Origin of the sequence: Intestinimonas butyriciproducens (assembly GCF_004154955.1) — a bacterium.
Taxonomy (GTDB): Bacteria; Bacillota; Clostridia; order Oscillospirales; family Oscillospiraceae; genus Intestinimonas; species Intestinimonas butyriciproducens.
Genome location: NZ_CP011524.1, coordinates 2040498 through 2067338, shown reverse-complemented (window position 1 = coordinate 2067338; position 26841 = coordinate 2040498). Strand labels below are relative to the sequence as shown.

Annotated in this window: 29 protein-coding genes; 15 read left to right on the top strand and 14 right to left on the bottom strand. The window is 59.3% G+C overall.

The features are described 5' to 3' along the window. The first annotated feature begins 33 nt into the window (after positions 1-33). The 6 genes from spoIIAB to SRB521_RS10320 all read left to right on the top strand — a co-directional run bounded on the left by spoIIAB (position 34) and on the right by SRB521_RS10320 (position 3971). On the top strand, positions 34-480 hold the full coding sequence (spoIIAB, locus tag SRB521_RS10345) for an anti-sigma F factor (protein ID WP_033117829.1): 447 nt from the start codon (positions 34-36) through the stop codon (positions 478-480). A gap of 35 nt (positions 481-515) precedes the next feature. Continuing rightward, positions 516-1208, top strand: a complete 693-nt coding sequence (locus SRB521_RS10340) for a sigma-70 family RNA polymerase sigma factor (protein WP_116722453.1) — start codon at positions 516-518, stop codon at positions 1206-1208. Positions 1209-1317: 109 nt separating this feature from the next. Further along, on the top strand, positions 1318-1536 hold the full coding sequence (locus SRB521_RS10335) for a helix-turn-helix domain-containing protein (RefSeq protein WP_207735840.1): 219 nt from the start codon (positions 1318-1320) through the stop codon (positions 1534-1536). Beyond that, on the top strand, positions 1529-2494 hold the full coding sequence (locus tag SRB521_RS10330; RefSeq protein WP_075705405.1) for a glycosyltransferase family 2 protein: 966 nt from the start codon (positions 1529-1531) through the stop codon (positions 2492-2494). Before SRB521_RS10335 ends, SRB521_RS10330 begins: the two co-directional genes overlap by 8 nt. Further along, positions 2478-2879, top strand: a complete 402-nt coding sequence (locus tag SRB521_RS10325; RefSeq protein WP_058118726.1) for a GtrA family protein — start codon at positions 2478-2480, stop codon at positions 2877-2879. The genes SRB521_RS10330 and SRB521_RS10325 overlap by 17 nt, the downstream gene beginning before the upstream one ends. A gap of 204 nt (positions 2880-3083) precedes the next feature. Continuing rightward, the gene (locus SRB521_RS10320) at positions 3084-3971 is read left to right on the top strand and encodes an SPL family radical SAM protein (RefSeq protein ID WP_075703593.1); all 888 of its coding nucleotides are present in this window, start codon (positions 3084-3086) and stop codon (positions 3969-3971) included. Positions 3972-4014: 43 nt separating this feature from the next. On the opposite strand, the gene SRB521_RS10315 is transcribed toward SRB521_RS10320, so the two are convergent. Then, positions 4015-4440 carry a hypothetical protein gene (locus tag SRB521_RS10315; RefSeq protein WP_075703594.1) on the bottom strand — a complete coding sequence of 142 codons (426 nt, stop codon included), beginning with the start codon at positions 4438-4440 and terminating at the stop codon, positions 4015-4017. A 103-nt stretch (positions 4441-4543) separates the two neighbouring features. On the opposite strand from SRB521_RS10315, the gene SRB521_RS10310 reads away from it, so the two are divergent. After that, on the top strand, positions 4544-6337 hold the full coding sequence (locus SRB521_RS10310) for an ABC-F family ATP-binding cassette domain-containing protein (protein ID WP_075703595.1): 1794 nt from the start codon (positions 4544-4546) through the stop codon (positions 6335-6337). Here the strand turns inward: SRB521_RS10310 and SRB521_RS10305 are convergent, their stop codons facing one another. After that, on the bottom strand, positions 6338-7141 hold the full coding sequence (locus tag SRB521_RS10305) for a cell wall hydrolase (protein WP_075703596.1): 804 nt from the start codon (positions 7139-7141) through the stop codon (positions 6338-6340). A 238-nt stretch (positions 7142-7379) separates the two neighbouring features. Here SRB521_RS10305 and SRB521_RS10300 point away from each other — a divergent pair, with 238 nt between their 5' ends. Further along, positions 7380-8141: a class I SAM-dependent methyltransferase gene (locus SRB521_RS10300; protein ID WP_058117418.1), complete on the top strand. Its 762-nt coding sequence runs from the start codon at positions 7380-7382 to the stop codon at positions 8139-8141. A gap of 120 nt (positions 8142-8261) precedes the next feature. Here SRB521_RS10300 and SRB521_RS10295 read toward each other — a convergent pair whose 3' ends face one another. Further along, positions 8262-8588: a GNAT family N-acetyltransferase gene (locus SRB521_RS10295; RefSeq protein WP_334251174.1), complete on the bottom strand. Its 327-nt coding sequence runs from the start codon at positions 8586-8588 to the stop codon at positions 8262-8264. A gap of 325 nt (positions 8589-8913) precedes the next feature. Between SRB521_RS10295 and rpsU the strand changes: the two genes are divergently transcribed. Next, a complete protein-coding gene (gene rpsU, locus SRB521_RS10290) occupies positions 8914-9096 on the top strand; it encodes a 30S ribosomal protein S21 (protein WP_033117845.1) in 183 nt (60 codons plus the stop codon). Between the two features lie 53 nt (positions 9097-9149). Here rpsU and SRB521_RS10285 read toward each other — a convergent pair whose 3' ends face one another. Together SRB521_RS10285 and SRB521_RS10280 are read right to left on the bottom strand one after the other, a co-directional pair. Further along, complete coding sequence (locus tag SRB521_RS10285) at positions 9150-9755, bottom strand: nucleotidyltransferase domain-containing protein (protein WP_075703597.1); 606 nt, start codon at positions 9753-9755, stop codon at positions 9150-9152. 85 nt (positions 9756-9840) lie between these two features. Then, a complete protein-coding gene (locus SRB521_RS10280; RefSeq protein WP_075703598.1) occupies positions 9841-10614 on the bottom strand; it encodes a glycoside hydrolase family 18 protein in 774 nt (257 codons plus the stop codon). A 75-nt stretch (positions 10615-10689) separates the two neighbouring features. Here SRB521_RS10280 and SRB521_RS10275 point away from each other — a divergent pair, with 75 nt between their 5' ends. From SRB521_RS10275 to SRB521_RS10255, 6 genes are all read left to right on the top strand, one after another. Then, positions 10690-11187 carry a YqeG family HAD IIIA-type phosphatase gene (locus SRB521_RS10275; protein ID WP_075703599.1) on the top strand — a complete coding sequence of 166 codons (498 nt, stop codon included), beginning with the start codon at positions 10690-10692 and terminating at the stop codon, positions 11185-11187. Positions 11188-11191: 4 nt separating this feature from the next. Next, positions 11192-12070: a TIM barrel protein gene (locus SRB521_RS10270; RefSeq protein ID WP_116722433.1), complete on the top strand. Its 879-nt coding sequence runs from the start codon at positions 11192-11194 to the stop codon at positions 12068-12070. A gap of 260 nt (positions 12071-12330) precedes the next feature. Further along, positions 12331-12474, top strand: a complete 144-nt coding sequence (locus SRB521_RS16180; RefSeq protein ID WP_165366623.1) for a DUF6199 family natural product biosynthesis protein — start codon at positions 12331-12333, stop codon at positions 12472-12474. A gap of 42 nt (positions 12475-12516) precedes the next feature. Continuing rightward, entirely contained in the window at positions 12517-13581 is a 1065-nt protein-coding gene (locus SRB521_RS10265; protein ID WP_075703602.1) for a M24 family metallopeptidase, read from the top strand. Positions 13582-13701: 120 nt separating this feature from the next. After that, positions 13702-14268 carry an elongation factor P gene (gene efp / locus SRB521_RS10260; protein ID WP_033117851.1) on the top strand — a complete coding sequence of 189 codons (567 nt, stop codon included), beginning with the start codon at positions 13702-13704 and terminating at the stop codon, positions 14266-14268. A 36-nt stretch (positions 14269-14304) separates the two neighbouring features. Then, the gene (locus SRB521_RS10255; RefSeq protein ID WP_033117852.1) at positions 14305-14757 is read left to right on the top strand and encodes a CD1247 N-terminal domain-containing protein; all 453 of its coding nucleotides are present in this window, start codon (positions 14305-14307) and stop codon (positions 14755-14757) included. A gap of 112 nt (positions 14758-14869) precedes the next feature. On the opposite strand, the gene SRB521_RS10250 is transcribed toward SRB521_RS10255, so the two are convergent. From SRB521_RS10250 to trkA, 9 genes are all read right to left on the bottom strand, one after another. Next, entirely contained in the window at positions 14870-15460 is a 591-nt protein-coding gene (locus SRB521_RS10250) for an MBL fold metallo-hydrolase (protein WP_075703603.1), read from the bottom strand. Positions 15461-15477: 17 nt separating this feature from the next. After that, positions 15478-16347, bottom strand: coding sequence for a metal ABC transporter permease (locus SRB521_RS10245; protein ID WP_033117854.1), 870 nt, complete (start codon positions 16345-16347; stop codon positions 15478-15480). Next, the gene (locus SRB521_RS10240) at positions 16344-17117 is read right to left on the bottom strand and encodes a metal ABC transporter ATP-binding protein (protein ID WP_075703604.1); all 774 of its coding nucleotides are present in this window, start codon (positions 17115-17117) and stop codon (positions 16344-16346) included. Before SRB521_RS10240 ends, SRB521_RS10245 begins: the two co-directional genes overlap by 4 nt. Next, the gene (locus tag SRB521_RS10235; protein WP_242976591.1) at positions 17114-18085 is read right to left on the bottom strand and encodes a metal ABC transporter substrate-binding protein; all 972 of its coding nucleotides are present in this window, start codon (positions 18083-18085) and stop codon (positions 17114-17116) included. Before SRB521_RS10235 ends, SRB521_RS10240 begins: the two co-directional genes overlap by 4 nt. A 110-nt stretch (positions 18086-18195) precedes the next feature. After that, positions 18196-18846 carry a DUF1847 domain-containing protein gene (locus SRB521_RS10230; RefSeq protein WP_116722435.1) on the bottom strand — a complete coding sequence of 217 codons (651 nt, stop codon included), beginning with the start codon at positions 18844-18846 and terminating at the stop codon, positions 18196-18198. 49 nt (positions 18847-18895) lie between these two features. Further along, positions 18896-21106, bottom strand: a complete 2211-nt coding sequence (locus SRB521_RS10225) for a hydratase (protein ID WP_207215970.1) — start codon at positions 21104-21106, stop codon at positions 18896-18898. Between the two features lie 245 nt (positions 21107-21351). Then, a complete protein-coding gene (locus tag SRB521_RS10220) occupies positions 21352-23478 on the bottom strand; it encodes a sodium-translocating pyrophosphatase (protein ID WP_058117425.1) in 2127 nt (708 codons plus the stop codon). Positions 23479-23858: 380 nt separating this feature from the next. After that, positions 23859-25295: a TrkH family potassium uptake protein gene (locus SRB521_RS10215; RefSeq protein ID WP_116722437.1), complete on the bottom strand. Its 1437-nt coding sequence runs from the start codon at positions 25293-25295 to the stop codon at positions 23859-23861. Continuing rightward, positions 25292-26683, bottom strand: coding sequence for a Trk system potassium transporter TrkA (gene trkA, locus SRB521_RS10210; RefSeq protein WP_033117860.1), 1392 nt, complete (start codon positions 26681-26683; stop codon positions 25292-25294). The genes SRB521_RS10215 and trkA overlap by 4 nt, the downstream gene beginning before the upstream one ends. Positions 26684-26841: the final 158 nt, after the last annotated feature.

The following is a 26841-nucleotide window of genomic DNA, read 5'->3' as shown; positions in this document are numbered from 1 at the left end:
AGTCCGCCCGCGGCCAAGGAGGAAGTACATAGGATGAAACCGGTCAACACAGCCACGATTGAATTCCTGAGCCGCTCGGCCAACGAGGGGTTCGCCCGCACTGCGGCGGCCTGCTTCGCCGCCCAACTGGATCCCACTCTGGATGAGATAAACGACATCAAAACCGCTGTCAGCGAGGCGGTGACCAACGCCATCGTCCACGCCTATCCGGACCGCCTGGGACGGGTAAAATTGAAGCTGAGGCTCTTCGAGGACAGCCTGCTGGAGATCACCGTGCAGGACTGGGGTGTGGGGATCGCCGATGTGGCGCAGGCCAGGACCCCTCTTTTTACCACAGGGAACGAGGAGCGTTCCGGCATGGGGTTCACCATCATGGAGAGTTTTATGGACACGCTGCGGGTCCGCTCCACCCCGGGAAAGGGCACCACAGTCACCATGCGCCGCCGCATCGCCCGCCGCCTGACGGCGGGCGGAAAGTGAGTACCCTGGAGGCCCCGCTCTCGCAGGAAAGGGACATGCTGCTGGCTTCCGCCCGGGCCGGAGACAACGACGCCTGTGAACGGATGCTGGAGGAGAACGCCGGTCTCATCTGGAGCATCGTGCGGCGATACTATGGCCGCGGGGTGGACCCGGAGGACCTGTACCAGTTGGGGTGTCTGGGTTTTCTGAAGGCGGTGCGGGGCTTTGACCCGGCCTTCGGCTGCCAGTTCTCCACCTATGCCGTCCCCAAAATCGCCGGGGAGATCCGGCGATTTCTGCGGGATGACGGGGCGGTAAAGGTGAGCCGTGGGATCAAGGAGCGGGGGATGACCATCCGCCTGGCACGGGACAAGCTGGGCCATATGCTGGGACGGGACCCCACCCTCTCCGAGCTCTCGGAAGAGACGGGGCTGGAACCGGAGGATATCGCTGCCGCGGAGGAGGCAAACCTGCCCGTGGCCTCCCTCCAGATGGAGACGGGAGAGGACGGGTTTACCCTGGAGTCCATCCTGGGCACGGAGGGCATGGAGGAGGGAGTGGTGGAACGTCTCGCCCTGCGCGGCGCCATCGACGCTCTGCCGGAGCGGGAACGGCAGGTCATTTTTCTGCGGTATTATAAAGGCCTCACCCAGAATCGGGCCGCCAGAGTGCTGGGCGTGAGCCAGGTCCAAGTCTCCCGCATCGAGCGCAAAGCGATGGAGCATTTGCGGGAAAAGCTGGAGGCGTGACCCGTCGGATGCGCCCGATAAAGCAGCGCGCATCCGAACGCTTTGCCGATTCGCGGCAATAGCTGAAAGCTATTCTTTACTTTGATAGCTTTCAGCTATATCATGGACAATGGTGATTGTTTTGGTGGATTATGTTGGGATCATAAAGGCAAGGCGGAAAAAATTCGGCTACAGTCAATATAAAATGGCGGCTCTGGTCGGGATCACACAACCATTTTACAATGAGATCGAGCGCGGAACAAAAAAGCCGTCACTAGAGGTTTTTTTCAAAATTTGTGAAGTGCTGCATATTTCAGTTATGAGCGAGGCATCAGATGACCATGTGTGACACGCTTTATATCGTCGTTCCGTGCTACAACGAGGAGGAAGTTCTGCCGGAGACCGCACGGCGGCTGGGGGACAAGCTCCGGGGCCTGATGGCGGCGGGTAAGATATCGCCGAAGAGCCGGGTCCTCTTTGTCAATGACGGCTCCAGGGATGGGACCTGGGGGGTCATTTCAAGGCTTCATGCCGCGGACCCCCTCTTTTCAGGGGTGGACCTGAGCCGGAACCGGGGTCATCAGAATGCCCTGCTGGCCGGGCTCATGACTGCCCGGGACCGCTGTGACATGGCAGTGTCCATGGACGCCGACCTCCAAGATGATGTGGATGCGGTGGATGCCATGGTGGAGAAGTACAGCGAGGGTTGCGACATTGTCTATGGCGTCCGTTCCTCCCGGAAAAAGGATACCTTTTTCAAACGGGTTACCGCCGAGGGGTTTTACCGGGTGATGAATTTCCTGGGGGCGGAGACCGTGTTCAACCACGCCGATTACCGGCTGATGTCCCGCCGGGCCCTGGATGGATTGGCCGAATTCCGGGAGGTGAACCTCTTCCTCCGGGGCATCGTCCCCATGATCGGCTATACCGTCGGCACGGTGGAGTATGAGCGGGGAGAACGCTTTGCCGGGGAGAGCAAGTATCCCCTCAAGAAAATGCTCTCCTTTGCCATGGAGGGCATCACCAGTCTGTCTACCAAGCCCATCCGGTATATCACACTGCTGGGCTTCCTCATCTTTCTGGTGAGCCTTCTGATGCTGGTCTACTCCATCGTCCGCTGGGCCCATGGGGATACAATCGTGGGCTGGGCCAGCCTCATCTGTTCCGTGTGGGCCATCGGGGGACTGATCCTGCTGTCCCTGGGGGTCATTGGAGAGTATATCGGAAAAATCTACCTGGAGACCAAGGCACGGCCTCGGTTCCTGATTCGGGAGATTCTGGAGGACGGCAATGGCAAGGCTGATTGATTCCTCCATCCTCAAATTCCTGCTGGTGGGGGTGGGCAACACCCTCCTCTCCATGGCGCTGATGTTCCTCCTGGAGGATCTGGGCTACTGGCCCTCCACCGCCATCGCCTATGTGGCTGGGGCGGTGATGAGCTTTTTCCTCAACCGGTCCTTCACCTTCCGCAGCGACGAGACGCTGGGCCGTTCGGCGGTAAAGTTCGCCCTGAATGTGGCGGTGTGCTATGTGCTCGCATACGGCGTGGCACAGCCCGTGGGCGGACTGATCTTGGGCCGCACATCCCTTCCCACGGTCTGGCGGGATAGGCTGACCAAGTTGGGCGGTATGGCGCTTTATACGGGCTTCAACTATTTTGGACAGCGATTTTTTGCATTCAGGAGAAGATAGATTTTGACCGGGACGGCCGTCCCGGTCAAATTTTTCAGATATCCCGAGCGCAAGCGGTACATCCCCATTCAGGGGAATACCAGCGGCCCTGGCGATTGGATGCCGGAACCATGCGAGAAAGGGGCGATGCCGGTTGCGGCGGCGCCCCTTTTAAGGTAAAATAAGAAACCGATGGACCGCCCGGCACGGAAAGGGGGAGCTCCCATGGAATATGTACCCTGCAAACACCTGATTATCCGCAATCGGGATACCTCTTGGTTCGGTACCGACCATACCATGAACATCTACCGGGGCTGTCCCCACGGCTGCATCTACTGTGACAGCCGCAGTGAGTGCTATCAAAATGAGGACTTCGACCGGGTGCGTGTGAAGGAAAACGCCCTGGAGATCCTCCGCGACGACCTGCGCCGGAAGATCCGGCCCGGCGTGGTGGGGACAGGCTCTATGTCGGACCCCTACCATCCGCTGGAGGAAAGGCTGCAGCTCACCCGGAACGCGCTGGCGCTGCTGGACGCCTACGGTTTTGGAGTGGCCATCACCACCAAGTCGGACCTGATCGTGCGGGATATCGATGTGCTCACCCTGCTGCATGCGCACGCGCCCGTGCTCTGCAAGCTCACCGTCACGACCTGTGACGACGCCCTGGCCGCACGGCTGGAGCCCGGTGCGCCCAGCCCCACCCGGCGGCTGGAGGCGGTGCGGAGGCTGTCGCAGGCGGGCCTGCCCGTCTGTGTCCTTCTCATGCCTGTGCTGCCCTTCCTGGAGGATACGGAGGAAAATGTGCTGGAGGTGGTGGAACGGGCGGCGGAGGCCGGGGCGCGGTATATCTACCCCGTGTTCGGCATGACCCAGCGGGACAGGCAGAGGGCCTGGTACTATCAGGAGCTGGAGACGCGCTTTCCCGGCCAGGGCCTGGCGGAGAAAAATCGCCGTGCCTTTGGGAACCGGTATTGGTGTGTAAGCCCCCGGGCAAAACGTCTGTGGGGAGTGTTTTCCGCGCGGTGCCGGGCGCTGGGCCTCCTCTATGAGATGAAGCAGATCGTCTCCAGCTATCAGCAGGGCTATGGGGACAGGCAGCTCAGCTTTTTCTGAGGGGAAAGAGCAGCGGGAGAGGCGTGCACCTCTCCCGGCGGGACTATAAAAAGCCTTTCATCTGCTGGATATTGGCCTCCTCTGTTTGAAGAAGCTTGTCGGCCAGGTCCTTTACCCGGCCGTCCTCGGAAGCATAGGTCCGCATCTGGCGCAGACTCTTGGTCATGCCCATGGTGTTGCCCTGGACCATCATCTCGGCGATTTTGGAGGGAGAGGGGTCCATCCACGTCTTTACCGCAGAGGTCATCCGGGCGGACAGCTTTGCGGCTGCCGGGACCCCTTTCGGTGTTTTGCCCCGCTCCTCCAACAGCCGTGCCGAACTGCCCATCATCTGCTCATATTCTGTAAGCTGCTGTTCCAGAGCCGTCCGAAGGGCGGTGTCCTTGGCGCTGCCCAGGACGGAGAGAATTCCCTCGCGGCCCATTTCCGTGCTCTTGTGGATGTGATGCAGCATCTCGATATCTTGCATAACAAAAGATCGCCTCCGGGGAGAGTTTGCCCAGGAGGCGGCTTTTCTTTTCAAAGAAATTCATGTATACTAAGAAAAAGTCCAAAATAAGCGAGGAACCGTTATGCTGCTATCTGCGGAACAGATTTCTAAAACCTACGGGACACGGAAGGTGCTGGACCGGGTGTCCCTCTACCTGGAGGCGGGACAGAAGCTGGGAGTCATCGGCGTCAACGGCACGGGAAAATCCACCCTCCTGCGGATCCTGGCAGGTGCGGAGGAGCCGGACGAGGGACGGGTGAGCCGGGACCCCAATGTGCGCCTCAACTATCTTCCCCAGCTTCCGGCGTTTGATGAGAAAAATACGGTGCTGGAGCAGGTCTTTGCCGGGGTCTCGCCCGAGGCGCGGGCTCTGGCGGAATATGAGGCCAAGACCATCCTCACCCGGCTGGGAGTGCCCCTGTTTGAGCAGCGTGTGGGAGTGCTTTCCGGCGGCCAGCGCAAGCGGGTGGCGCTGTGCTCCGCGCTGGCATGTCCCTGCGATGTGCTGATCCTGGACGAGCCCACCAACCATTTGGACAGCGGTATGGTCGCTTGGCTGGAGGACGAGCTCCGGCAGTTCAAAGGCGCGCTGGTAATGGTCACGCATGACCGCTACTTTTTGGAGCGGGTGGTCGGACGCATGGTGGAGGTGGAGGGAGGAGCCCTTGCCTTTTATGAGGGCAACTACGACAAGTACCTGGAACAGAAGGCGCTGCGGGAGGAGATGGCCCAGGCCAGCGAACGCAAGCGGCAGGCCATCCTGCGCAGAGAGTACCAATGGGTCATGCAGGGCCCCACCGCCCGGGGGACCAAGAGCCGGGAGCGTCTGGAACGGTACGAAGCCCTCAAAAGTCAGTCCGGCCCGGAGGAGCGGACGGCGTTGGAGCTCTCCGCCGTCTCTTCCCGCCTGGGGAAAAAGACGGTAGAGCTCCACGGTGTGAGCAAGTCCTTTGCGGGGAGAACTGTGCTCCGGGACTTTGACCTGATGCTGCTGCGGGAGGACCGGATCGGAGTGGTGGGCCGGAACGGCAGCGGCAAGTCCACGCTGCTCAACCTGATCGCGGGACGGCTCATGCCCGATTCCGGCGAGGTGGCGACCGGTAAGACGGTGCGCATGGGCTACTTTTCCCAGGAAAACCCGCCCATGGACCCGGAGATGCGGGTCATCGATTTCGTCAAGGAGATCGGTAACAGCATCGAGACAGCGGAGGGGAGGGTGACGGCGTCCCAGCTTCTGGAGCAGTTTCTTTTCCCGGCGGACGAACAGTGGGCTCCGATCGGGAAACTCTCAGGCGGGGAGCGGCGGCGGCTTTTTCTCCTCTCCATTCTGGCTGCGGCGCCCAATGTGCTGCTGCTGGATGAGCCCACCAATGACTTGGATATCCAGACCCTCACCATCCTGGAGGATTATCTGGAGACGTTCCCTGGCGCGGTGATCGCCGTCTCCCACGACCGCTATTTTCTGGATAAGACCGTCCGGCGTATCTTTGAGGTGGGGGAGAGCGGCGCGGTTACCGAATACGTGGGGAATTACACCGACTACCTTGACGCGCGGAAGGCGGAGGAGAAAAGGGAAAAGACGGTCTCCGCCCCGGCTGAAAAGCGGCGGGAGAGACCGTCCGGCTCTAAGAAGCTGAAATTCAGCTATAAAGAGCAGCGGGAGTATGAAAACATTGATGGTGAAATCGCCGCCCTGGAGGAGCAACTCGCCCAGATCCGGACGGAGCAGGAGGCGAAGGCCAGCGACTATGTGGCCCTCCAGGCCCTCCAGAGCAGAGAGTCCGAGCTGGAGGCTGCACTGGAGGAAAAAATGGAGCGGTGGGTCTATCTCAACGATCTGGCGGAGCAGATCGCCGGACAGGCGGGAAGAACCTGATCATTTGTAGAACCAATGGACGCCGATGGTCATGATATAGTCCCGGTTTTCCATGATCCAGTGGTTGTTGGTGAGGGTGGGGGCCAGGAAGTAGAGGCTCTCGCCGGCCACGTCGGCCCCCTCCAGCACCAGCTTGGCGGCAGTCACGCTCTCCTCGGTGGGGGTGTGATAAATGGTGCCGTTGCGCACCGGCTCAAACTGTCCCCCCCAGCGGGAGTCGAAAATCACGCCGTAGATGGTGTTGGGGAACTCGCTGTGAGCCACTCGATTCAGGACCACATTGCCCACAGCGATCTTTCCGGTGAGGGGTTCGCCCCGGCTCTCTGCGGAGATGATGTGAGAGAGCCAGCGCAGGGCGTCCGCGTCGTACTGCTCGTCAGCGGAGGGAATGGCATCTGTACCGGTGGTGACATTTACATGGCCGGTGGCGGAGTCCCACTCCACTTCGGCGCCCAGCGCGGCGGCCAGGACGCGGACGGGCACCAGTGTGCGTCCGGACTCCAGCAGAACGCCGTAGGGTATGTACAGGGCACGGCCGTTAGATTCCAGGTACAGAGCGCCGGGGGATGCGGTCAGGTCCAGACCGGTCCCCCGGACTGCGGCGCAACTCCCCTCCCAGGATACGGCGGCGTCCTCCAAGAGGGCCTCGGCCATTGGGCGCAGGGCTACGTAAGTTGTGTTTTGGCGGACGGTGGCATATGCGGCCACGGGAGTTCCATCCACAGATACCGAAGGGCTTGCGGCCAGGGCGGGGGTGGTGGCCAGCGTCAGACTCAGCGTGAGAGCGATCAAAAAGCGTTTCATAGGGAAATCCTCCGTCGGTCGTTTTGTAACCGAATTGTAACGAATTTGGCCTTGACAGGCAAGTCACAATCATTTCCAGCAGAGGACAGGCAGAGAAGAAAGGGCGGCGGAACCCGCGTCGTACGCATTTGACAGATAGGATGCGGTGGGGTGGGGCACTGCGGGCGCGCGAGCGCAGAGTGAGAGGAATCATTTGCCGTGAGATGGGGCTGGAATAGCGGTTCAAGGGGTGGCGGTCATGGACAAGGAACGCTTAAAAGAGCAATGGCTGAAGGAGGAGCGCGCCGCCCATATCCAGGGGTGGGATTTCTCACACATCCAAGGGCGGTATGAGGAGGAAAACGACCTGCCGTGGAGTTACAGAGCAGTGATTGAGCAATATTTGGAATCAAGATACCGACTGCTCGATCTTGATACGGGCGGCGGGGAATTTTTACTGTCCCTCCGCCACCCCTATTCGAATACCAGCGCAACGGAAGCATATCCTCCCAACGTGCGGCTATGTGAAAAGACGCTGTGTCCGCTTGGAGTAGACTTTCACAGGGCCGACGCATCCGAAGACCTTCCCTTTGAAGATGAGGCTTTTGATATCGTCATAAACAGGCACGGCAGCTTCTGTGTATCAGAGCTACATCGCGTGGTAAAGCGCGGCGGGATTTTTATTACCGAGCAGGTAGGCGCTGAAAATGACAGGGCCTTGGTGGAGCTTTTGCTTCCGGGTACGGAGCTTCCCTTTCCCGAGATGCGCTTAAAGCTGGTATCAAAACGGTTCCAAAAGGCAGGGTTTGTGATTCTGCAATCGCAGGAGGCATTTCGACCGATCAAATTCTACGACGTGGGGGCATTTGTCTGGTTCGCCCACGTGATCGCATGGGAGTTTCCCGGTTTCACGGTAGAGAAATGCCTGAAAGAGCTATACCGCGCGCAGGAGATATTGGAACAAACGGGATGCCTCGAGGGACAGATCCATCGGTTTCTGCTTGCGGCAAGGAAAGCGTGAGGCAGGCTTATATTTGCCGGCTGTGGTTTATAGCTGCGCGGCCCATTCCGCGCTCCGCCGGAATGGAATAAAAACGGAGAGCCGCCTCAAATTCAGGGACTCTCCGAGCAATGGGGGCGGCTATTGCCGCTTCCATATCATAGAATATTCTCTTTCGCCCGTATTTTGCTCCGTGTGTTCTCCTGAAATCTCAAAGCTCTCTCTTTGATAGAACCGTACTGCCCGTGTATTTTTTGGATATACATCCAAACGCAGCTGACTTCGTATGCCTTTTGCAAAATGGATCAAACGTCTGCCGATCCCACTGGATTGAGCCTCGCCGGAGACAAAAATACCGGCGATATAGCCCTCCTGCAATCCAATAAAACCTTGTATGCTGGCGCCCTCTTCATAGACGTACACTTCCGCTTGCGGAAACATTTCTTGCACTATTTCAAAATGGTCCATTCAGTACTGGGCGGAAATAAAATTATGGGCTGTTATATTGACCGCGAACCAAATGGTTGCAACCCGATTTATATCTGCTTCTTGTAATTTCCTGATCATGTTGGTAAGCTCTCTTTTATAATCAATGATCGTTTGTGCGTCCTATTGTACCACAGGAGGGAACGGCCCACAAGAAGTCCTGCTGGTAAAACCGATCGTAAAATGGACTTGAAAATGTCCTCTTGACAATGGAGATAAAATTGCATATAATACTACTGTTAAAGCCATACGAATGGCCCTTTCGTGGCAGGCTTGGCTTGTCACTTCGGAGGGAGGGGAAACAATAATGTCGGAAGTCCATGTCAGGGAGAATGAGTCTCTGGAGAGCGCGCTGAAGCGTTTTAAGCGTAGCTGCGCCAAGTCCGGGGTGCTGGCCGAGGTGCGTAAGCGTGAGCACTACGAGAGTCCCAGCGTTAAGCGCCGCAAGAAGTCCGAGGCGGCCCGGAAGAACAAGAAGAAATTCTATTGATGAACAATAAAGCCCGGCGCCGTACGGCGCCGGGCTTTTGTTATCTCTTTCGCCTACAGCAGGGAGGAAGACCAGCGAATCAGCCGTTCATATTTTTTCTCTGTGCCGCCGGACCAGGGGCCATAGGACACAGCGGTTTCCCGGCGCGTGGACGGGTAAGCGCCTGTCCGGCGGAAGAGCTCCAGGCGGGCCAGGAAAAAGGCGCTCTTTTCCAGCGCCGGGAGCGCGGTGGAGGGGTCATTGTCGTAGAGAAAACAGTGTACCGCGCTGTGATAGAGGGCGGAAGCGCCGATTTGTATGGCCATATCCACATCGTCGGGGGTAAATTCGTGGAGTCCCTCCAGCGTACCATAGAGAGGGCGCGTATCCCAGACGAGCTGCATCAGGTCGTAGCGGGGCCAGCGATCCAGTTCTGCGCGCCCGCATAGAAAGCCGCAGGCCAGCGCCCCCTGATCCATGCCCCGTACCAGACCGCGATAAGTCTCCAGCTCGGGGAGCCCCACATGGTCCAGGATCACAACGAGGTCGATGTCGCTCTCCGGTGTGGCCTCCCCCCGGCCGTAGCTCCCCTGAAGCCCGGCGAATATCAGCCTCTGGGGAAAGGCGTCTAACAGCCGACGGAGGAATTCCTCCGTCCAGGCGCAGAGATCCGTTAACATAATGAGCACCTCCTATTACAATAAATGGGTGCTCAATTTATCAGAAAATGGTGAGAAAGTCAAGGGAGTACGCTACGGAGAAAAATCAGGCCAGAATTTCCGGCAAAATATCCGCCACCTCGGGATAGGGGAGAAGGGCGTCGGAGATATCAAGTGTGCGGGCCACATGCAGCTTCTTGCGGATGGAGGACGCGTCATCAAAAAGGATAAAGTGGGCGCCGTTCTGTTTATTCATATAGGTGAAGTAATGGGCGCACAGTTCGCCTGAGAAGAAAATGGTAGGACTGCGCTCCTCGATGCGAGCCTGCAGTGCTTCCTGGCTCAGGGGGATACCCTGCCCGGTGGGCGAGGGGAGGAAAAAGTCTTCGGCGGCGCGCTCCACAGCCAGCGCGATCCGGGATGCGCCGTACTGGGCGGCGGCCTCTTCCAGGCGCTGGTGCAGGGAGCCGCCAGAGAGGGCGGTGGGGATCAAAATTTTGGCGGTATCCGAATAGCGGGCGTAAAGTTCACTAATGTAAAAAGGCCAGCCCTGGCGTTCCAACAGGGGTGAGAGTTCGGCGATGACCCTGCCCAGCAAGGGGAAGGGACGGTCGAAACCGCAGATCACGCCGGTATAGCATCTGGCTGTGCACTCCCGCATTACCTCCTGGCAGAAGGGACCGGGGTCGCCTCTGCCATCGAAGCCAGCGTCGTCGATCATCATGAGCCCGCCGCGGGCGGGGATGGGCAGATTGGCCCGGAACAGGTGGGGGCCGCCGCCCACCCGATACGCCATGTGGGCCAGGGTGAGGCCAAAGGACTGGGCCGCCATCATTTCGGTGGGAGCGGCCGCCAGGATCAGGTTGGATTTTGAAAGCATGTGGGTTGTCCCCCTTGTCCGTGTTGTGTTATAATGCAATCTATGCGGGCAAGATTATTTTCATGAGGTGAATACATGGCTTTTTCCCTGATTCCTGATCGTGTTTATTCCTCCATTTTTGAGATCGATGGGACGGAGCTCTCCCGGCGCGGCGTCTCGTTATTGCTGGCTGATCTGGACAATACCCTGGCCAAATACGGACAGCCGGACCCGGAGCCCGCCGTCCAGCAGTGGAAATGCGGCCTGGCGGAGGCAGGGGTGGAGCTCTTTCTGCTCTCCAACAGCCGAAAGCCCGCTCGGGCTGGACACTATGCGCGGTGCCTGGAGGTTCCCTATCTGGGCCATGCGGGAAAGCCGAGGACAGAGGGGTTTTTCAGGGCCATGGAGCAGATGGGCCGCACGCCTGCCCAAACCGCCATGGTGGGGGATCAAATTTTTACGGATATACTGGGGGCCAAACGCGCTGGCGTACTGGCCCTGATGGTTGAGCCGATGGAACTGCGGGGAAATCCCGGGCGCTATCTCCGCTATGCGGTGGAGGAACCCTTCCGGGCCCTGGGGAGGAGGAGATGAGTCTGTGGGTGTAAAATTCGGCCCTGCCGGGCAGGCGGGGAACTATCCGGGCAGGTCCTCGGTGGAATATCCTGGATGGCTTGCCTCACAGGGCCTGGACGCCTTTGAATATCAATGCGGGAAGGGCGTCAATGTGGGGGAAGAGACTGCTCGGGCAGTGGGTGTAGCGGCCAGAGAACATGGGATACAGCTCTCCCTCCACGCCCCTTACTTTATCAACCTGGCGAATCCGGACCCGGTGAGTTTAAAAAAAACCACCAACTACGTCCTGGCGGCCTGTCAGGTGGCGGACTGGATGGGGGCCGTCCGGGTCACGGTCCACACCGGCGCCCTGATGAAGCGGACCAGGAGGGAGGCGTTGGACATTGCCCTCATCTCGCTGCGGGAGGTCATCCGGGCCTGCGACGGGGAGGGGTACGGACATATCGCCCTGTGTCCGGAGACCATGGGAAAGATCAATCAGCTTGGGGACTTGGATGAGGTACTGGAGCTCTGCCGGCTGGATGAACGGCTTTTGCCCTGCATTGATTTCGGCCATCTGTACGCCCGCTCCCTGGGGGAGCTTGAGGGCGAAGAGGCCACCCGGCGAATACTGAATCGCGTGGAGGAGGAGTTGGGGGCTGACCGGGCGTCTCGTTTTCACAGCCACTTCTCCAAAATTGCCTTTACACCCGGCGGAGGAGAAAAGTGTCATCTGACCTTTGACCAGGAGGATTTTGGGCCTGACCCGGTACCGCTGATGCGGGAGCTGGCGCGGCGGGGATGGAGCCCCACCGTGATCTGTGAAAGTGCCGGTACCCAAGCGCGAGACGCGCAGGAGATGCAGACGCTGTATCGGAGGTTTCTGAAGGGCCCCGGCGAAAAAGAGAGGGAAGGGGTCTGATGCGGAAGGCGCTGCTATTCCTCTTGATGCTGCTGACGCTGCTCCTGTGTGCCTGCACGAGGGAGACCCGTTCCAGCGCTTATGAGGTGGAGCAGAATGGAAGAGTCTACACGGTAGACAGAGAGAACGGCGTCCTCATGTGCGGGGTCAGACATACCAATATTGTGTCGATAAGGATGGGAGCATTGAGATTCTCTATCCGGACGGCGCGACTTTCTGGTGGACAGTGAGGGGAAACACCGGCTTCGGCGGGTGGAGCGATGACTATACCGAGCGGGAGCGAATCCCGGGAGAGGAACTGCTGGCGGTATCAGGATGCGAAGCCGTCCGACGCTGCGCTGACGGCAGAACGGGTTGGCGGTATTGTGCTGATTGTGGTTGGACTGATCGCGTTTTTTTCCTGAAAGAATATTTATCATGACGGATTAAGAAAGGAAGTCATTAGGATGAATCATTTAAAACAGATCGCGGCCAAGCTGCCCGAATACGGTGTCGACGCTATGCTGCTCACCAGTGAGCCCGGAGAGTTTTATGCCGTGGGCTTTCATGGAGAGGGCGTGGTGGTCGTCACCGCCGGGGAGTGCTTCTACTTTACCGACTCCCGGTATATCGAGGCGGCAAACCATCTGATCACCGGGGCCTCCATCTCCATGACCGACCGGAGCCGTAACTACAGGGCGATGGTCCAGGAGGTGGTGGATCGGTGCGGCGTCAAACGGATGGGATTCGAGGAGGAGTATTTGTCCGTTGCCTCCTATCAGATCTGGAAGGAGGGCGTTACCCCTGAGCTGGTCCCCGCCCAGAAGCTGGTGAACGGCCTCCGGGCCGCCAAGGACCAGGAGGAGATTGAGCTGATGGTCAAGGCGCAGGAGATCACGGATCGGGCGTTTCGTGAGATCCTCACGTTCATTCAGCCCGGCATGACGGAGCAGGAGATCGCCGCGAAGCTTCAGTACGACATGCTGCGCTTCGGCGCTATGCGGATGTCCTTTGACCCCATTGTGGCCTCGGGTCCCAACGGGAGCAAGCCTCACGCCATTCCGGGGCCCCGCAAGATACAGCGCGGTGAATTTGTCACCATGGACTTTGGCTGTGTATACGGGGGCTATTGTTCTGATATGACGCGCACCGTCGCCATTGGGGAGCCCACAGAGGAGATGAAGAAAGTCTATCACATCGTGTTGGAGGCCCAACTGGCGGGGATCGCCGCCGCCAGAGCCGGGGTGCCGGGAAAGAGCATTGACGCCGCCGCCAGAAAGGTCATTGAAGAGGCCGGATACGGCGAGTATTTCGGCCACGGCTACGGACACAGCGTCGGCATTGAGATCCATGAGTCCCCCAACGCCAACACCAGAGACGAGAGCCTAATGCCGGTGGGGGCCGCCGTGTCCGCGGAGCCGGGCATCTATCTGCCGGGGAAATTCGGCGTGCGCATTGAGGATGTGACCATTCTCACCGAAAACGGCTGTATCGATATCACGCAATCCCCGAAAGAGTTGATTATTCTTTGAAAACAGGGGAAAAACCCTTGCAATACGGGGAAGAATAAGGTAAAATAACTTAGATAATCTATATGTCGGGTGTTGATGTGCCCGGCAAAAAATGAAAGCTGCTTTGGAGGATGAATACCAATGCCTATTACTGCCAGTGATTTTCGGAACGGCGTGACCTTTGAGATGGACGGCCAAGTGATGCAGGTCGTCGAATTCCAGCACGTAAAGCCCGGCAAGGGCGCGGCCTTTGTGCGCACCAAGATGAAGAATGTCATGACGGGCGCGGTCACTGAGACCTCCTTCAATCCCACCGCCAAGTTCGAGACGGCCTATGTGGAGCGCAAGGATATGGAGTACAGCTACAACGATGGCGATCTGTACTACTTCATGGACCCCGAGACCTTTGATCTGGTGCCTGTCAGCAAGGACACTTTGGGTGACGATTTCCGTTTTGTGAAGGAGAACATGTCCTGTAAGCTCAACAGCTATAAGGGCAAGATTTTTATGGTGGAGCCCCCCACGTTCGTGGAGCTGGAGGTCACAGAGACCGATCCCGGCTTCCGGGGCGACACTGCCACCAATGTGACCAAGCCCGCTACGCTGGAGACCGGCACGGAGATCAAGGTGCCTCTGTTCATCAACCCCGGCGACAGGATCAAGATCGACACCCGCAGCGGCGAATATCTGGAGCGCTGCAAGAAGTAAGCAAGCCGAAAGGCGATATTAAAGGAGATTTTTGCTATGACGATTACTGAGAAGGTCGCCTATCTGAAGGGCCTGTCCGACGGGCTGGGGATCGATACCGAAAAGTCCAAAGAGGGCAAGCTCATCTCTGTCATCATCGATATCCTGGAAGAGATGGGAATGTCCATTGAGGACCTGGAAGAAAACGCTACCGCTCTGGGTGAAGAGCTGGACGCCGTGTCCGACGATCTGGCCGACGTGGAGGAGCTCCTCTACGGGGATGACGAGGACGAGGATGACGAGTGTTGCTGCGGCGATGAGGACGAGGACGACTTTTTTGAGGCAGAATGTCCCAACTGCAAGGAACCGCTGGTCATCGATGAGGACGTGCTGAGAGCCGGCGTGATCGAGTGCCCCAGTTGTCACAGCCAGTTTGCAGTGTCCGATGAATGCGACTGTGATGATGACGACTGTGATTGCGGTTGTGGCTGTGACCACGACGACGAATAAGATGTGACGAAAATCGCCGCCCGACAACATTGTGCCGGGCGGCGATTTTTTATCTGGGGAGAGGGATCTGCCCTGCGGTGGCGGAGAGATTCCGCCAGTCAGAAGGATTGGATCACAGCTCTATGGCCTGTCCGTGCTCCAGAAGGACCTTGCCGGGACAGTCCAGACGGTTGGCCTGGGTGTGATTATACGCATAGCTGGGGTCTGTATGGATAGGGATGGTGTGCTTTCCACCGATACGGCGGGCGCAGGTAGAGGCCTCGGCCGGGTCCATATTGTACACGCCGTCCACCGGTAGCAGGACCCAGTCCAGCTTCCTGGGGGCAAGGACCACCATATGGGGCATGGTGGAGGTGTCCCCCGCGTGATAGAGCGTGACGCCGTCCACCGTGAGGATGTAACCCACGCACTCCTTCGGGTTGTGGTTCCGGTTTCCGGCGGGCACTGTCTGGATGTGGACGCCGTGGATGTCAAAGTTATGGTATTGTCCGCCGGCCAGCGCATCGGTGGACCGGATCACAGTGCAGTCCGGCTTTTGCGGTACCTTGCCCAAGTCGTTGTGGTCCTCGTGTTCGTGGGTGATGAGGACCAGATCGGCCGGCAGATCATAGCCCTCGCCGGCAAAGGGGTCAATATAGATGACCGTGCCGGAATGGGTGGTGATGCGGCAGCTTGCATGTCCCTGAAAGAGCAGTTTAGCCATAACGATACCTCCTTGTATCACAGCCTCTGTTTACGGAAACAAAATGTAACGGCGAAAAAGATCGCCAGGTACAGCGTAATGGCGGCGCCGGCGGAAGCTTCAATATAATAAGAGGTCATCAGGCCGGCAATGCCGGCGCAGACGGCCGACAGAAGGGAGACGAGATGATACTGACGCATGTTTCGGGAGACGTTCCGGGCCGCTGCCCCGGGCAGCACCAGCAGGGAGTTGATCACCAGCAGGCCCACCCAGGTCATGGAGATGGTCACGACCACAGCGATGGCGGCGGAAAACAGGGCTTCCTGCCAGAAAACCTGGATGCCGCGGCTGTCCGCCAGGGCGGGATGGACCGAGGCGAGCATGAGCTGATTGAAGGAACAGACCCATAAGACGACGACCAGGGCCAGGATCCCGGCCAGCAGACCGATTTTACGGGGCTCCACGCTGAGGATGTCGCCGATGAGCAGAGCATTGAACTTGGTGAAGCTGCCGCCGCCCAGAGTAGCGATAAAAATACCCAGAGCCACGGCTGTGGAGGAAAAGACGCCGATCACAGTATCGCTGGCCAGGCTGGTCCGTTTGCGTACAAAGGTAAAGAGCAGCGCAAAGACCACGGCGAACAGAACGGCGAACCACATGGGGTCGGCACCGGAGAAGAGGGTGACGGTAGAGCCGAGCAGGGTGCCGATGGCGATTCCGGTAAAGGCGGAGTGACCCAATGCGTCGGAAAAAAAGGACATCCGACTCTCCACCACCATGGTGGAGAGCAGCCCGAAGAGGGGGGAGATGACCAGTACCGCCAGCAAGGCGTTCTTCATGAAGAACATGGAGCCCGGCTGCGCCCATTCAAAAGGCAGCAGATCGACAATGGAGTACCACAGATTCAATTGCTCCACCCCCTTCCCAGAGAGAGATGAAACACGTCCCGGAATTCATGGGAGGACAGGACTTCTCTTGGAGGCCCGGACTTGAGCACGGAGCTCTGTAGCAGGATCACCTTGTCCGCGTACTCCTCCAGCGTGGCGAAGTCATGGGTGGAGAGGAGAATGGAGAGATCATACTGCTGCCGCACCTCGTCGAGCATGTCGAGGAGCTGCCGCTCCCCCTCGATGTCCACACCGGAGAGGGGCTCGTCCAGGATGAGGATATGGGGAACCGGCTCCAACGCCATGGCCAGCAGGACCCGCTGGAGCTCTCCGCCGGAGAGAGAGCCGATGCGCTTATCCACCAGGGGCTCGGCGTGGACCCGGCTCAGGCAGCGGAGGACCCGTTCCCGCAGCTTTTTCGGGGTGGGCAGAAAAACGGGCCAGTCCGCGATGGAGGCGATGAACAGGTCCAGCACGCTCACCGGGTCGCCGCGGTCGAAGCTGGGGCTCTGGGGCACATAGCCGATGAGCGGACGGGTATGTTTTCCGCCGGCACGCTGGAAGTCGATCTCACCGGAGTGGGGCAGTTGTCCCAGGATCGTCCGGAACAGGGTGGACTTTCCCGCCCCGTTGGGGCCGATGAGGGCGGTGATTTCCCCGCAGTGGAGATGGAAATTCACGTCTTCCAGAATGACTTGGTCACCCATGGATACCCCAAGGTGGGCCACCTTGAGGCAGCAGGAACGGTCACAGCCGGAACCGAAGAGATTGTCATGCTTGCGTACGCTCATTGTACCCTTACCTGCCCCTCACTCAGCGCATTGACGATGGTCTCCACATTCTCGGAGATTGCGTCGCAGTAGGAATCCAGGCCGTCTCCATCGCCGCTCATGATCATGGAAAGCGGGCAGACCGCCACGCCGGTTTCGCGGGCAATGGCCTGTGCGGTGGAATCGGAGCCGTTGACCTCGGTAAAGATAGCGGGAATCTCATAGGTGCGGATGAGCGACACGATCTCCCTGATCTCGGCGGCGCTGGCCTCGCTGCCCTCCTCCTCTTCAATGGCCTTGAGAATGTCCAGGTCAAAAGCCTGAGCAAAGTACTGGAAGCCGTCGTGGAAGGTGATGAGTTCCCGGTGCGGGAGTCGAAGGTCGGGCTGATCCGAAGCGATGATATCCCGGAGCGTGGATTTCCAGTTCAGGAGCTGGGCGGAGGCATCCTGAGCACGTTTTTGATACGCTTCGGCATGGAGCGGATCGGCCAGGGCCAGACCGGCGCCGATGTTTTCCACCATTTGCGCCGCCCGGCCCGGGTCCATCCAGATATGGGGATCGAAGTGGTCCCCCGCTTCCTCGCTGTCGCCGTGGTCGTGGTCCTCATGTCCCTCGTAGGGGAGTAGCTCGACGCCTTCCGAGCTGTTGATGACCATGGCGGAAGAGGCGGCCAGGGCGTCGTCCATGAAGTCCTCTAGGCCCACGCCGTTCATGACGATCACATCGGACCCTTCTATGATCTTCATATCGCCGACCGAGAGGGTATAATCGTGGAGACAGCTCATGGGCTGATTGATGACGGCGCTTACCTTCACGCCCTCCATCTCCCCGACAACGGCCCTTGTGAAGAGGTAGACGGGGTAAGTGGTGGCGGCAATGGTCAGCGTATCCCCCTCCTGGGAAGAAGGGGCTTCCCCGCCGGACACGCCGCAGGCGGAGAGGGTGAGACAAAGAACAAGGAGCAGGGGAAAAATCAACTTTTTCAAGAGAACACCTCAAATACAATTTGCTGGCTGTTGTTATTATACCCTCTGGAACGCGGTTTGTAAAATAAAAGTGCGGGCGGCGATCCAAACCGGATTGCCGCCCGCGCCGTCTATGCGGGATCAGAGGGGGTAAGGAGGCGCTTGTAGTAGGAGTCAAGCTGATAGAGGACGGCCGCGGGATTGTGACCGGTGACCCGATCTTTGGCGACCAGAGTCGTGACCAGGGCGTCGGAGTAGCGGTAAAAGAGACTGTCATGCCCGACGCACAGGCCAACCACGATGTTGAGCTCTGTACCCTCCCGATTGAGGCGCTTGGCCTGGAAGATGGGATTGCACATATTTTTTCCCACCGCATGGCAGGCCGGATCGATCCCCACAGCGGTCTTGTCCACCGCCCCGGCCTTGCAGGCGACGCCGAATACCTCAAAACCGTGCACACGGAGAATCCGGGCCAGAGCGCGGCTCTCCCGGATCAGGCCCACGCAGGTGGCGATCCCAATCTTGTGAAACCCCATGCGGCGGGCAAAGTCCATAATCTCCTCCACACGGGTGAGCTTACAATAACCTTCAAATTCCACCTGCGCCGCGGTCAGCATGATCTCGCGGTTCCGATCCTCGTCGTAGAGGGACAGCGCCTCTTCCAGTTCCCCCTCTTCCAGGGAGGTGGTAAGACAGAATTCCGGGTATTGATATTTCTGTGCGCTGCAATTGACTACGCCGCAGTCAATACAGGAGCGGCAGACAGGATCCTGCTTTTCCATGGACATATCCTCCAGAGCACTTAATAATAGGGAAGATGGAAACGGGGATTCACTTCGCGTAGTAGTTGATGAGGCAGCCCGCCAGAATGATATCCCGTTCCTCACGGGTAAGGCCGGGCAGCTTCAGCGTCAGAGGGGTCTCCTTGCCGTCCTGGAGCAGGGTGGCGGCGATCTCCTCTTCGTCGCCCTCCAGCAGCGCGCGGATACCGGGAATGTAGACCTGGTCGCCGGGCTGGAGGTTCTTTTCCGGCAGACCGTCGCAGAGGAAGGGCAGCATGCCCCAGTTTACCACATTGGAGCGGTAGCGCTTGGTGGCATATTCCTGGGCGATGTTGGCGCAGCCGCCCAGCACTCGCTGGCAGGAAGCCGCCTGCTCCCGGGCAGAGCCGTCGCCGGGCCGCAGAGCCATCACCAGAGAACCCAGGCCGGTACGCTTGGGATCGTAGGACAGGAGGGCTTCGGTGGGCTCACCCACACGGCGTCTGCGCTCCTCGGCAAGGATCTGCTTGGCCCGGGGCACATACTGTGGGTCCTTTCGGGAAAGGGCAAACTCCGCCAGACGAAGCGGGTTGGAGCGATAGGAGGAGGTCTCGCCGGAGGGGATGAGCTCATCGGTGGTGGTCACCGGGTCGTAGATGGCGGCACAGACCGTCAGGAGCAGATCCTCGGTCAGGGGCACCTGCTCCGGCCAGTCGGCAATGTTGGGGCCAAAGACCAGCTCGGCATCCGGGTCGGGCCTGCCCACACCGTAGTAGACGCGGGAGCGATAGGCGGAGTCGTCATAGCGATAGGGCTCGCGGGCGTGGTCGATGGGGATTTCAGGAAGCTCGTCCGCACCGGTGAGCACACCTCCGTTCAGGGCGGTGGCGGCGATGCTCCGGGCATCCATCAGGGCCACATAGGAGATTTGGCCGTCCCCCGGCTTGCTGCCCTCGCGGTTGGGGAAGTTGCGGGTGGAGTGGCGGATGGAGAAGGCACCGTTGGCGGGCACATCCCCCGCACCGAAGCAGGGACCGCAGAAGCAGGAGCGGATGGAGGCGCCGGAGGCCATCAGGGAGGCGATATAGCCGTTTTTGGTCAGCTCCAGATGGATGGGCATGGAGCCGGGATAGCAGGAGAGCCAGAATGCATCCGCGCCGATGGAGTGGCCGTCCAGGATCTGCGCGGCCCGGACCAGATTCTGATAGGTGCCGCCGGAGCAGCCGGCGATGACGCCCTGATCCACATGGAACTGGCCGTTCACGATTTTGGCGGTGAGAGAGGCGGCGTTCCGAATGCCGAGCTGTTCCGCGGCGTCCAGGTCCACCTGGTGCAGAAGGTCGGCCATATTGGCCTTGAACTCCCGAATGGGATAGGCGTTGGAGGGGTGGAAGGGGAGCGCGATCATGGGCTCCACAGTGGAGAGGTCAATTTCAATGAGGGCGTCGTAGTACGCACCCTCCGCCGGAGCCTGCGACTGGAATTGATCCCCACGGCCCAGAATATCCAGGTGCTCCCTGGTGATATCATCGGTGGACCAAACGGAGGAGAGGCAGGCTGTCTCCGTGGTCATGACGTCGATGCCGGAGCGGTAATCCATGGAGAGGCACTCCACACCGGGGCCGAAGAACTCCAGAACGGCATTTTTGACAATGCCCTCCCGGAAGGTGGCGCCGATCAGGGCCAGCGCCACGTCCTGAGGACCGGTGCCGGGACGAGGCGCGCCGGTGAGATGGACTGCGATGACCTTGGGATAGGCGATATCGTAGGTCTTTTCCAGAAGCTGGCGGGCCAGCTCAGGGCCGCCCTCGCCGATGGCTACGGTACCGTAAGCACCGTAGCGGGTGTGGGAGTCGGAGCCCAAGATCATCCGTCCGGGGGCGGCGTACCGCTCCCGCATATAGGAGTGAATGACCGCCTGATGGGCGGGGACAAATTCGCCGCCGTACTTCTTGGCGGCGGAGAGGCCGAAAACATGGTCGTCCTCATTGATGGTACCGCCCACGGCACACAGAGAATTGTGACAGTTGGTGAGCACGTAGGGCAGGGGAAAGGCGGTGAGGCCGGAAGCCCTGGCCGTCTGGATGATGCCCACGTAGGTGATATCGTGGGAGGCCATGGCGTCGAATTTGATCTTCAACCGTTCCGGGTCGCCGGAGGTGTTGTGCGCCCTGAGGATGGCGGAGGCCATGGTGCCGGTCCGCTCCGCCGCAGGCCGGGGATGGGCGGGGATGAAGCCTCCGCCCTGATAAAGTACGGGGGAATTGGTGATCTGGATCATAGTTTTGGATACCTCCATCGGGGCCCTTGGTGTACAAAAGCAAATGCGGCTTTTGCGTGAGAAATGCCGCCAGGTGCCCCACCGGCCTTGCTGGCTGGCGCACTGCCCTTTGTATATCCAGGGTAAGATCATAAAGAATAAAATGTATTATATCATAAAGCACAAGGCAGGACAAGCCCGGGGAGGGACTGCATCAAAGTAAAAAAGCAGGGCGCGCCGGTCGGCGCGCCCTGCCCGAGATCAGATCACAGCATATTCATCAGGTTGAAAGCCACGATGAGCCCGGAGAATACGATGGACACGGTGGAGCACAGCTTGATGAGAATATTGAGGGAGGGACCGGAGGTATCCTTAAACGGATCGCCCACAGTGTCGCCCACGACGGCGGCTTTATGGCAGTCGGAGCCCTTGCCGCCGTGATGGCCGGACTCGATGTACTTTTTGGCATTGTCCCAAGCGCCGCCGGCGTTGGACATAAACACGGCCATGGCGAAGCCGGTGACAGACACGCCGCCCAGAAGCCCCACTACGCCGGTGGGCCCCAGGATCAGGCCGGTGAGGATGGGCACCACAATGGCCAGCAAGGCGGGCGCCACCATCTCGTGGAGGGCGCCCTTGGTGCACAGGGCCACACAGGACGCGTAGTCAGGATCGGACTTGCCCTCCATGATGCCGGCAATCTCACGGAACTGGCGGCGGACCTCCACCACGATGGACTGCGCGGCGGTCTGCACGGCGCTCATGGTGAATGCGGAGAAGACAAAGGTGAGCATGGCACCGATGAACATACCGACCAGCACGGTGGGGCTGGTGAGGGTGAAGTTCAGGACCTCGGCGGTCTTGGTCTGGACGATGTCCACGTAAGAGACCAGGAGGGCCAGAGCGGTGAGGGAGGCGGAGCCGATGGCGAAGCCCTTGCCGGTGGCGGCAGTGGTGTTGCCTAGGGAGTCCAGAGCGTCGGTGCGCTCGCGGACCTCGGCGGGGAGGCCGCTCATCTCGGCGATGCCGCCGGCATTGTCGGCCACGGGGCCGTATGCGTCGGTGGCCAGCGTGATGCCCAGGGTAGAGAGCATGCCTACGCCGGCGATGCCGATGCCGTAGAGGCCCTTGTTGAACTCAGCGGTGAAAAGACCGCTGGCGTCCACGACGTTCAGAGAGCCGCCGGCGGCAAAGTAGCTGATGAGAACGGCGGCGGCGACAATGAGGATGGAGGCTACGGTGGACTTCAGCCCCAAGGAGATGCCGCCGATGATGACGGTGGCGGAGCCGGTCTCAGAGGAGGCGGCCAGCTTCTGCGTGGGCGCGTAGGTGTCGGAGGTGTAGTATTCGGTGAAATAGCCGATGGCGCAGCCGCCGATCAGACCGGCCAGAATCGCCACATAGACGCCCCAGTTGCCCACGATGGTATATGTAAGGGGCGCGGCGACAAGGGCGGAGAGCAGGGCGGCCAGATAGGTGCCGGTGCGCAGGCTCTTCAGCAGAGACTTCTGGTCGGCGTTCTCCTTGGTCTTGACAAAGAAGGAGCCAATGATGGAGCAGACGATGCCCTCCACGGCCAGGCACACGGGCAGGAGCATACCGGAAAAACCATAACCCGCCACGGCGGAGAGCGCGAAGGTGGCCAGAATGGAGCCGACGTAGGACTCATAGAGGTCGGCGCCCATACCCGCCACATCGCCCACGTTGTCACCCACGTTGTCGGCAATGGTGGCGGGGTTGCGGGGGTCGTCCTCGGGGATTCCGGCCTCCACCTTGCCCACCAGATCGGCGCCCACATCGGCGGCTTTGGTGTAGATGCCGCCGCCCACACGGGCGAAGAGAGCCATAAAAGAGGCGCCCATGCCGTTCATGACCATGATGTTGGCAAGGGTGGTGGCATCGGTGATGTGGAAGGCATAGTGAAGCAAAAAGTACCAGATGGAGATGTCCAGCATACCCAGGCCCACCACGGTAAAGCCCATGACGGAGCCGGAGGAGAAGGCCACGCGGAGTCCCTTATTGAGGCTCTCGGAGGCGGCCTGCGCGGTGCGGGCATTGGAATTGGTGGCAATTTTCATGCCGACAAAACCGGCCAACATGGACCATACCCCGCCGGTGATGAAGGCGAAGGGCGTGAATTTGGAGAGCATCTCGCCGTTGGAGGCGAAAGCGATCACCAGCAGGATGACAAAAACGACGACAAAGACCTTTGCCACGGTGGTGTACTGCCGCCGGAGGTAGGCATTGGCGCCTTCCCGGATGGAGGCGGCGATCTTCTTCATGGTATCGCTGCCCTCCGAGAAGGTCATGACCTTCCGGCTCTGGACATAGGCAAATGCGATGGCCAGCACGGCCCCCACAAAGCCAATCCAGAAGAGATTTTCAGGTGTCAAAATTCCCCACTCCTTTTGCACAAGCGCCGGGCAGATCCCGACGCAGTTCTTGTTTATAATTTTAGCATAACAAAGCGGATTTTCAAGGTGCCCAACCGCGCTTTTCCCTGCAAATACGCCGGTTTTACAGTTCCTACGAAAATGAAAAGTTTTCGGTCGATCTTTCCGTGCAATCTTGCCATGACATGGAAAAACGAAACAGTAAACGAAAATAACACCCCTTCAAATGAAAAGAAAAGAAACTTACGAGCGGCGAAAGAAAAAAGTGCCCGCAGGCGGAGGGCGGTGTTGTCAAGAAAAAAATTTTCTGTTTTTCACAAAAAATGCGCTCCGCCGGACTTCCTAGGAGTCCGGCGGAGCGCAGGATCGCGGGGAGACGCCTACACCCTCTGCCAGGCATTCTTACTGAAGAGGACCAGGATGGGAAAGACCTCAAGTCTCCCCACGATCATGCACAGAGAGAGGACCAGCTTCGTCAGAGGAGAAAAGATGGAGAAGTTGCCCATGGGGCCGACCAGTTCCAGGCCGGGACCGATGTTGCCGATACAGGCCACCACTGCCGTAAAGGTTGTTCCAAAGGAGAAGTTATCCAGGGCGACGAGCAGCGTGGCCCCGAAGGTGATGAGCATATAGGACCCCAGGAAGATCATCACGGTATGGAGTATCTTTTCATCCACGACCCGGCCATCCAAGCGGACCACATTGACGGAACGGGGATGGAGGATCTGGCGGATCTCCCGCCCGATACATTTAAGGAGAAGCAGGACTCGGGAGCACTTTACGCCGCCGCCGGTAGAGCCGGCGCAGGCCCCGCAGAACATAAGGATCACCAGCAGGGCCCGGGAGAACTCCGGCCAGAGGTCGAAATCCACGCTGGAGAAACCGGTGGTGGAGATGATAGAGGAGACCTGAAAGAAGGCGTGGCGCAGGGAGGTCAGAAAGGAGCCGTACATGCTCTGGATATTGCAGGCGATGAGGAGAACGGAACCGCCCACCACGCTGGCAAAAAAACGGAGTTCATCGCTTCTGAGCGCCTGACGCCATTTTCCGCACAGGATCAGGAAGTAGAGGGCAAAATTCACGGAAAAGAGAAGCATAGCGATGCCGAGGACGATCTCTACTGCGGGGCTTTGGTAGGCGCCGACGGACAGGTTACGGGTGGAGAAGCCGCCCGTGCCGGCAGTGGCAAAGGCATGTGTCACCGAGTCGAACCAGTCCATTCCGGCGGCCCGCAGGGCAAGGATCACCAGCACCGTGAGGACCAGATAGATGCCGTACAGGATCTTGGAGGACTGAGAGGATTTGGGCACCAATTTACTGATGATGGGCCCGGGCGACTCGGCCTTCATCACATGAAGCGTGCGCGCGCCCAGGGAGGGGAGAAGGGCGATGGTCAGGACCAAGATCCCCATGCCGCCCAGCCAATGGATGAAGGAGCGCCAGAAGAGAATGCCCTTCGGAAGAGGCTCCACAGCTGTGAGGATAGAGGCTCCGGTGGTGGTGAAGCCGGAGATGGACTCGAACAGGCAGTCCACAAAACTGGGAAAATAGCCGGAGAATTGGAAGGGAAGCGCCCCGAAAAAACCCACCAGAAGCCAGATGAGTCCGGCCGAAAAGAAGCCCTCTCTGGAATTGAAACGCGTGTCGGCCCTCAGTAGAGATAAAAGAAGACCGGCCAGCGCGGTAATGCCCATCGCAGACAGGAACGGCATGGGGTCCTCCCGGTAGAGCAGGGTGACCAGCAGAGGAAGGACCATACAGGCGGCGGCTACCAGCAGGGTTTTGCCCGCCAGCTTGAATACCAGCTTAAAATTCATTGATTTCCGGCCCCCAGGTCAAGGATGGAGTCATCGAAGATGTCGTTGATGTCCAGAATCCCCTGATTGCTGGAGATGATGATCACAGTGTCGCCCAGCTCAATGGTGGAGGAGCCCTCGGGAATGATGGTACGCCCCTGGTGGACGATGACGGCGACCAGAATCCCCTTTTTCAACCTCAGGTCCTTCAGCGGCGTGCCCAGATGGCGGGTAGTCTCGTTGACCACGAATTCAGCGGCCTCCGCACCGCCGTCCGCGATGCGGTAGAGGGTGCTCATAACGCTGCCCTTGCTGTTCTGCATCCCGCGGACGATGTGCAGGATCTGGTTTGCGGTAAAGAGCTTGGGGGAGATGACGCTGTCCAGGCCCAGATCCCGCACGATGCCGGTGTAGTTTTGCCGGTTACATTTGGCCACGACTTTGGCGACCTTGCGCTGCATGGCGTAGAGGGAGATGATCAGGTTGTCCTCGTCCCGCCCGGTGAGGGCCACAAAGGCGTCGGCATCCTCCAGGTTTTCCGATTCCAGGAGTTCCTGGTCGGTGCCGTCGCCGCAGATGATCAGGCTGTGAGGAAGGATCTCGGAGAGCTGGCGGCAGCGCGCTTCGCTGAGCTCCACGATCTTTACGTGCATATTCATGCGCTCCAGGATGGCGGAGAGATAGTAGGTGATGCGCCCGCCGCCCACCACGAACACATTGCGGATATGGGGGGCGTAACGGCCGATCAGCTTGAAGAACTCATGTACGCCGAGAGGGGCCCCGATCACATAGATCCGGTCCTCGGCCTGGGGGACGAAGGAGCCGTCCGGGATGATGACCTCTCCATTCCGCTCCGCGGCGCAGAAAAGGATGGGGAGGTTCCGCACCTGCTGCGAGAGGGCGGAGAGGGGCTGGCCCAAGAAAAAATCCTCCTCCCGGGCCCGAAAGCTCATGAGCTCCACGCGACCGCGGTAGAAGGTCTCGATATTGGCGGCAGAGGGAAACCGGAGCAGCCGGGCGATTTCCACCGCGGTGGCGTTCTCTGGGTTGATCAGGGTGTCGATGCCCATATCGTGCTTGAGGGCGCTGGCGTCCACCGTATATTCGACGTTGCGGACCCGCGCGATGGTGAAACGGGTGCCCAGGCGCTTGGCGGTGAGGCAGCAGACCATGTTGATCTCGTCCATGCTGGTGGCGGCGATGAGAAGATCGGCTGTGTCGGCGCCGGCCTCCCGGAGTGCGGTGATGGAAGCGCCGTTTCCTTTGATGCACATGACGTCCAAGGATTCGTCGGCTTTGCGCAGGGCCTCCTCGCTGGTGTCCACAATGGTGACATTGTGCTCCTCACGGGAGAGATGCTCAGCCAGTGTGTAGCCGACTTTGCCGTCGCCGACAATAATAATGTTCAAGGTGCGTACATCCTCTCTGCTCGGCCCCATGGTGCTCACGGCGGGCCGTCTTTACACCATCCTAATATAGACTATCGTACAGGGATAAGCAAGGGGGAAATCCGAGGTTTTCGGAGAAAATCAATGAAAAAAGGGACGGCATCCGGAGGAGGGAGGGC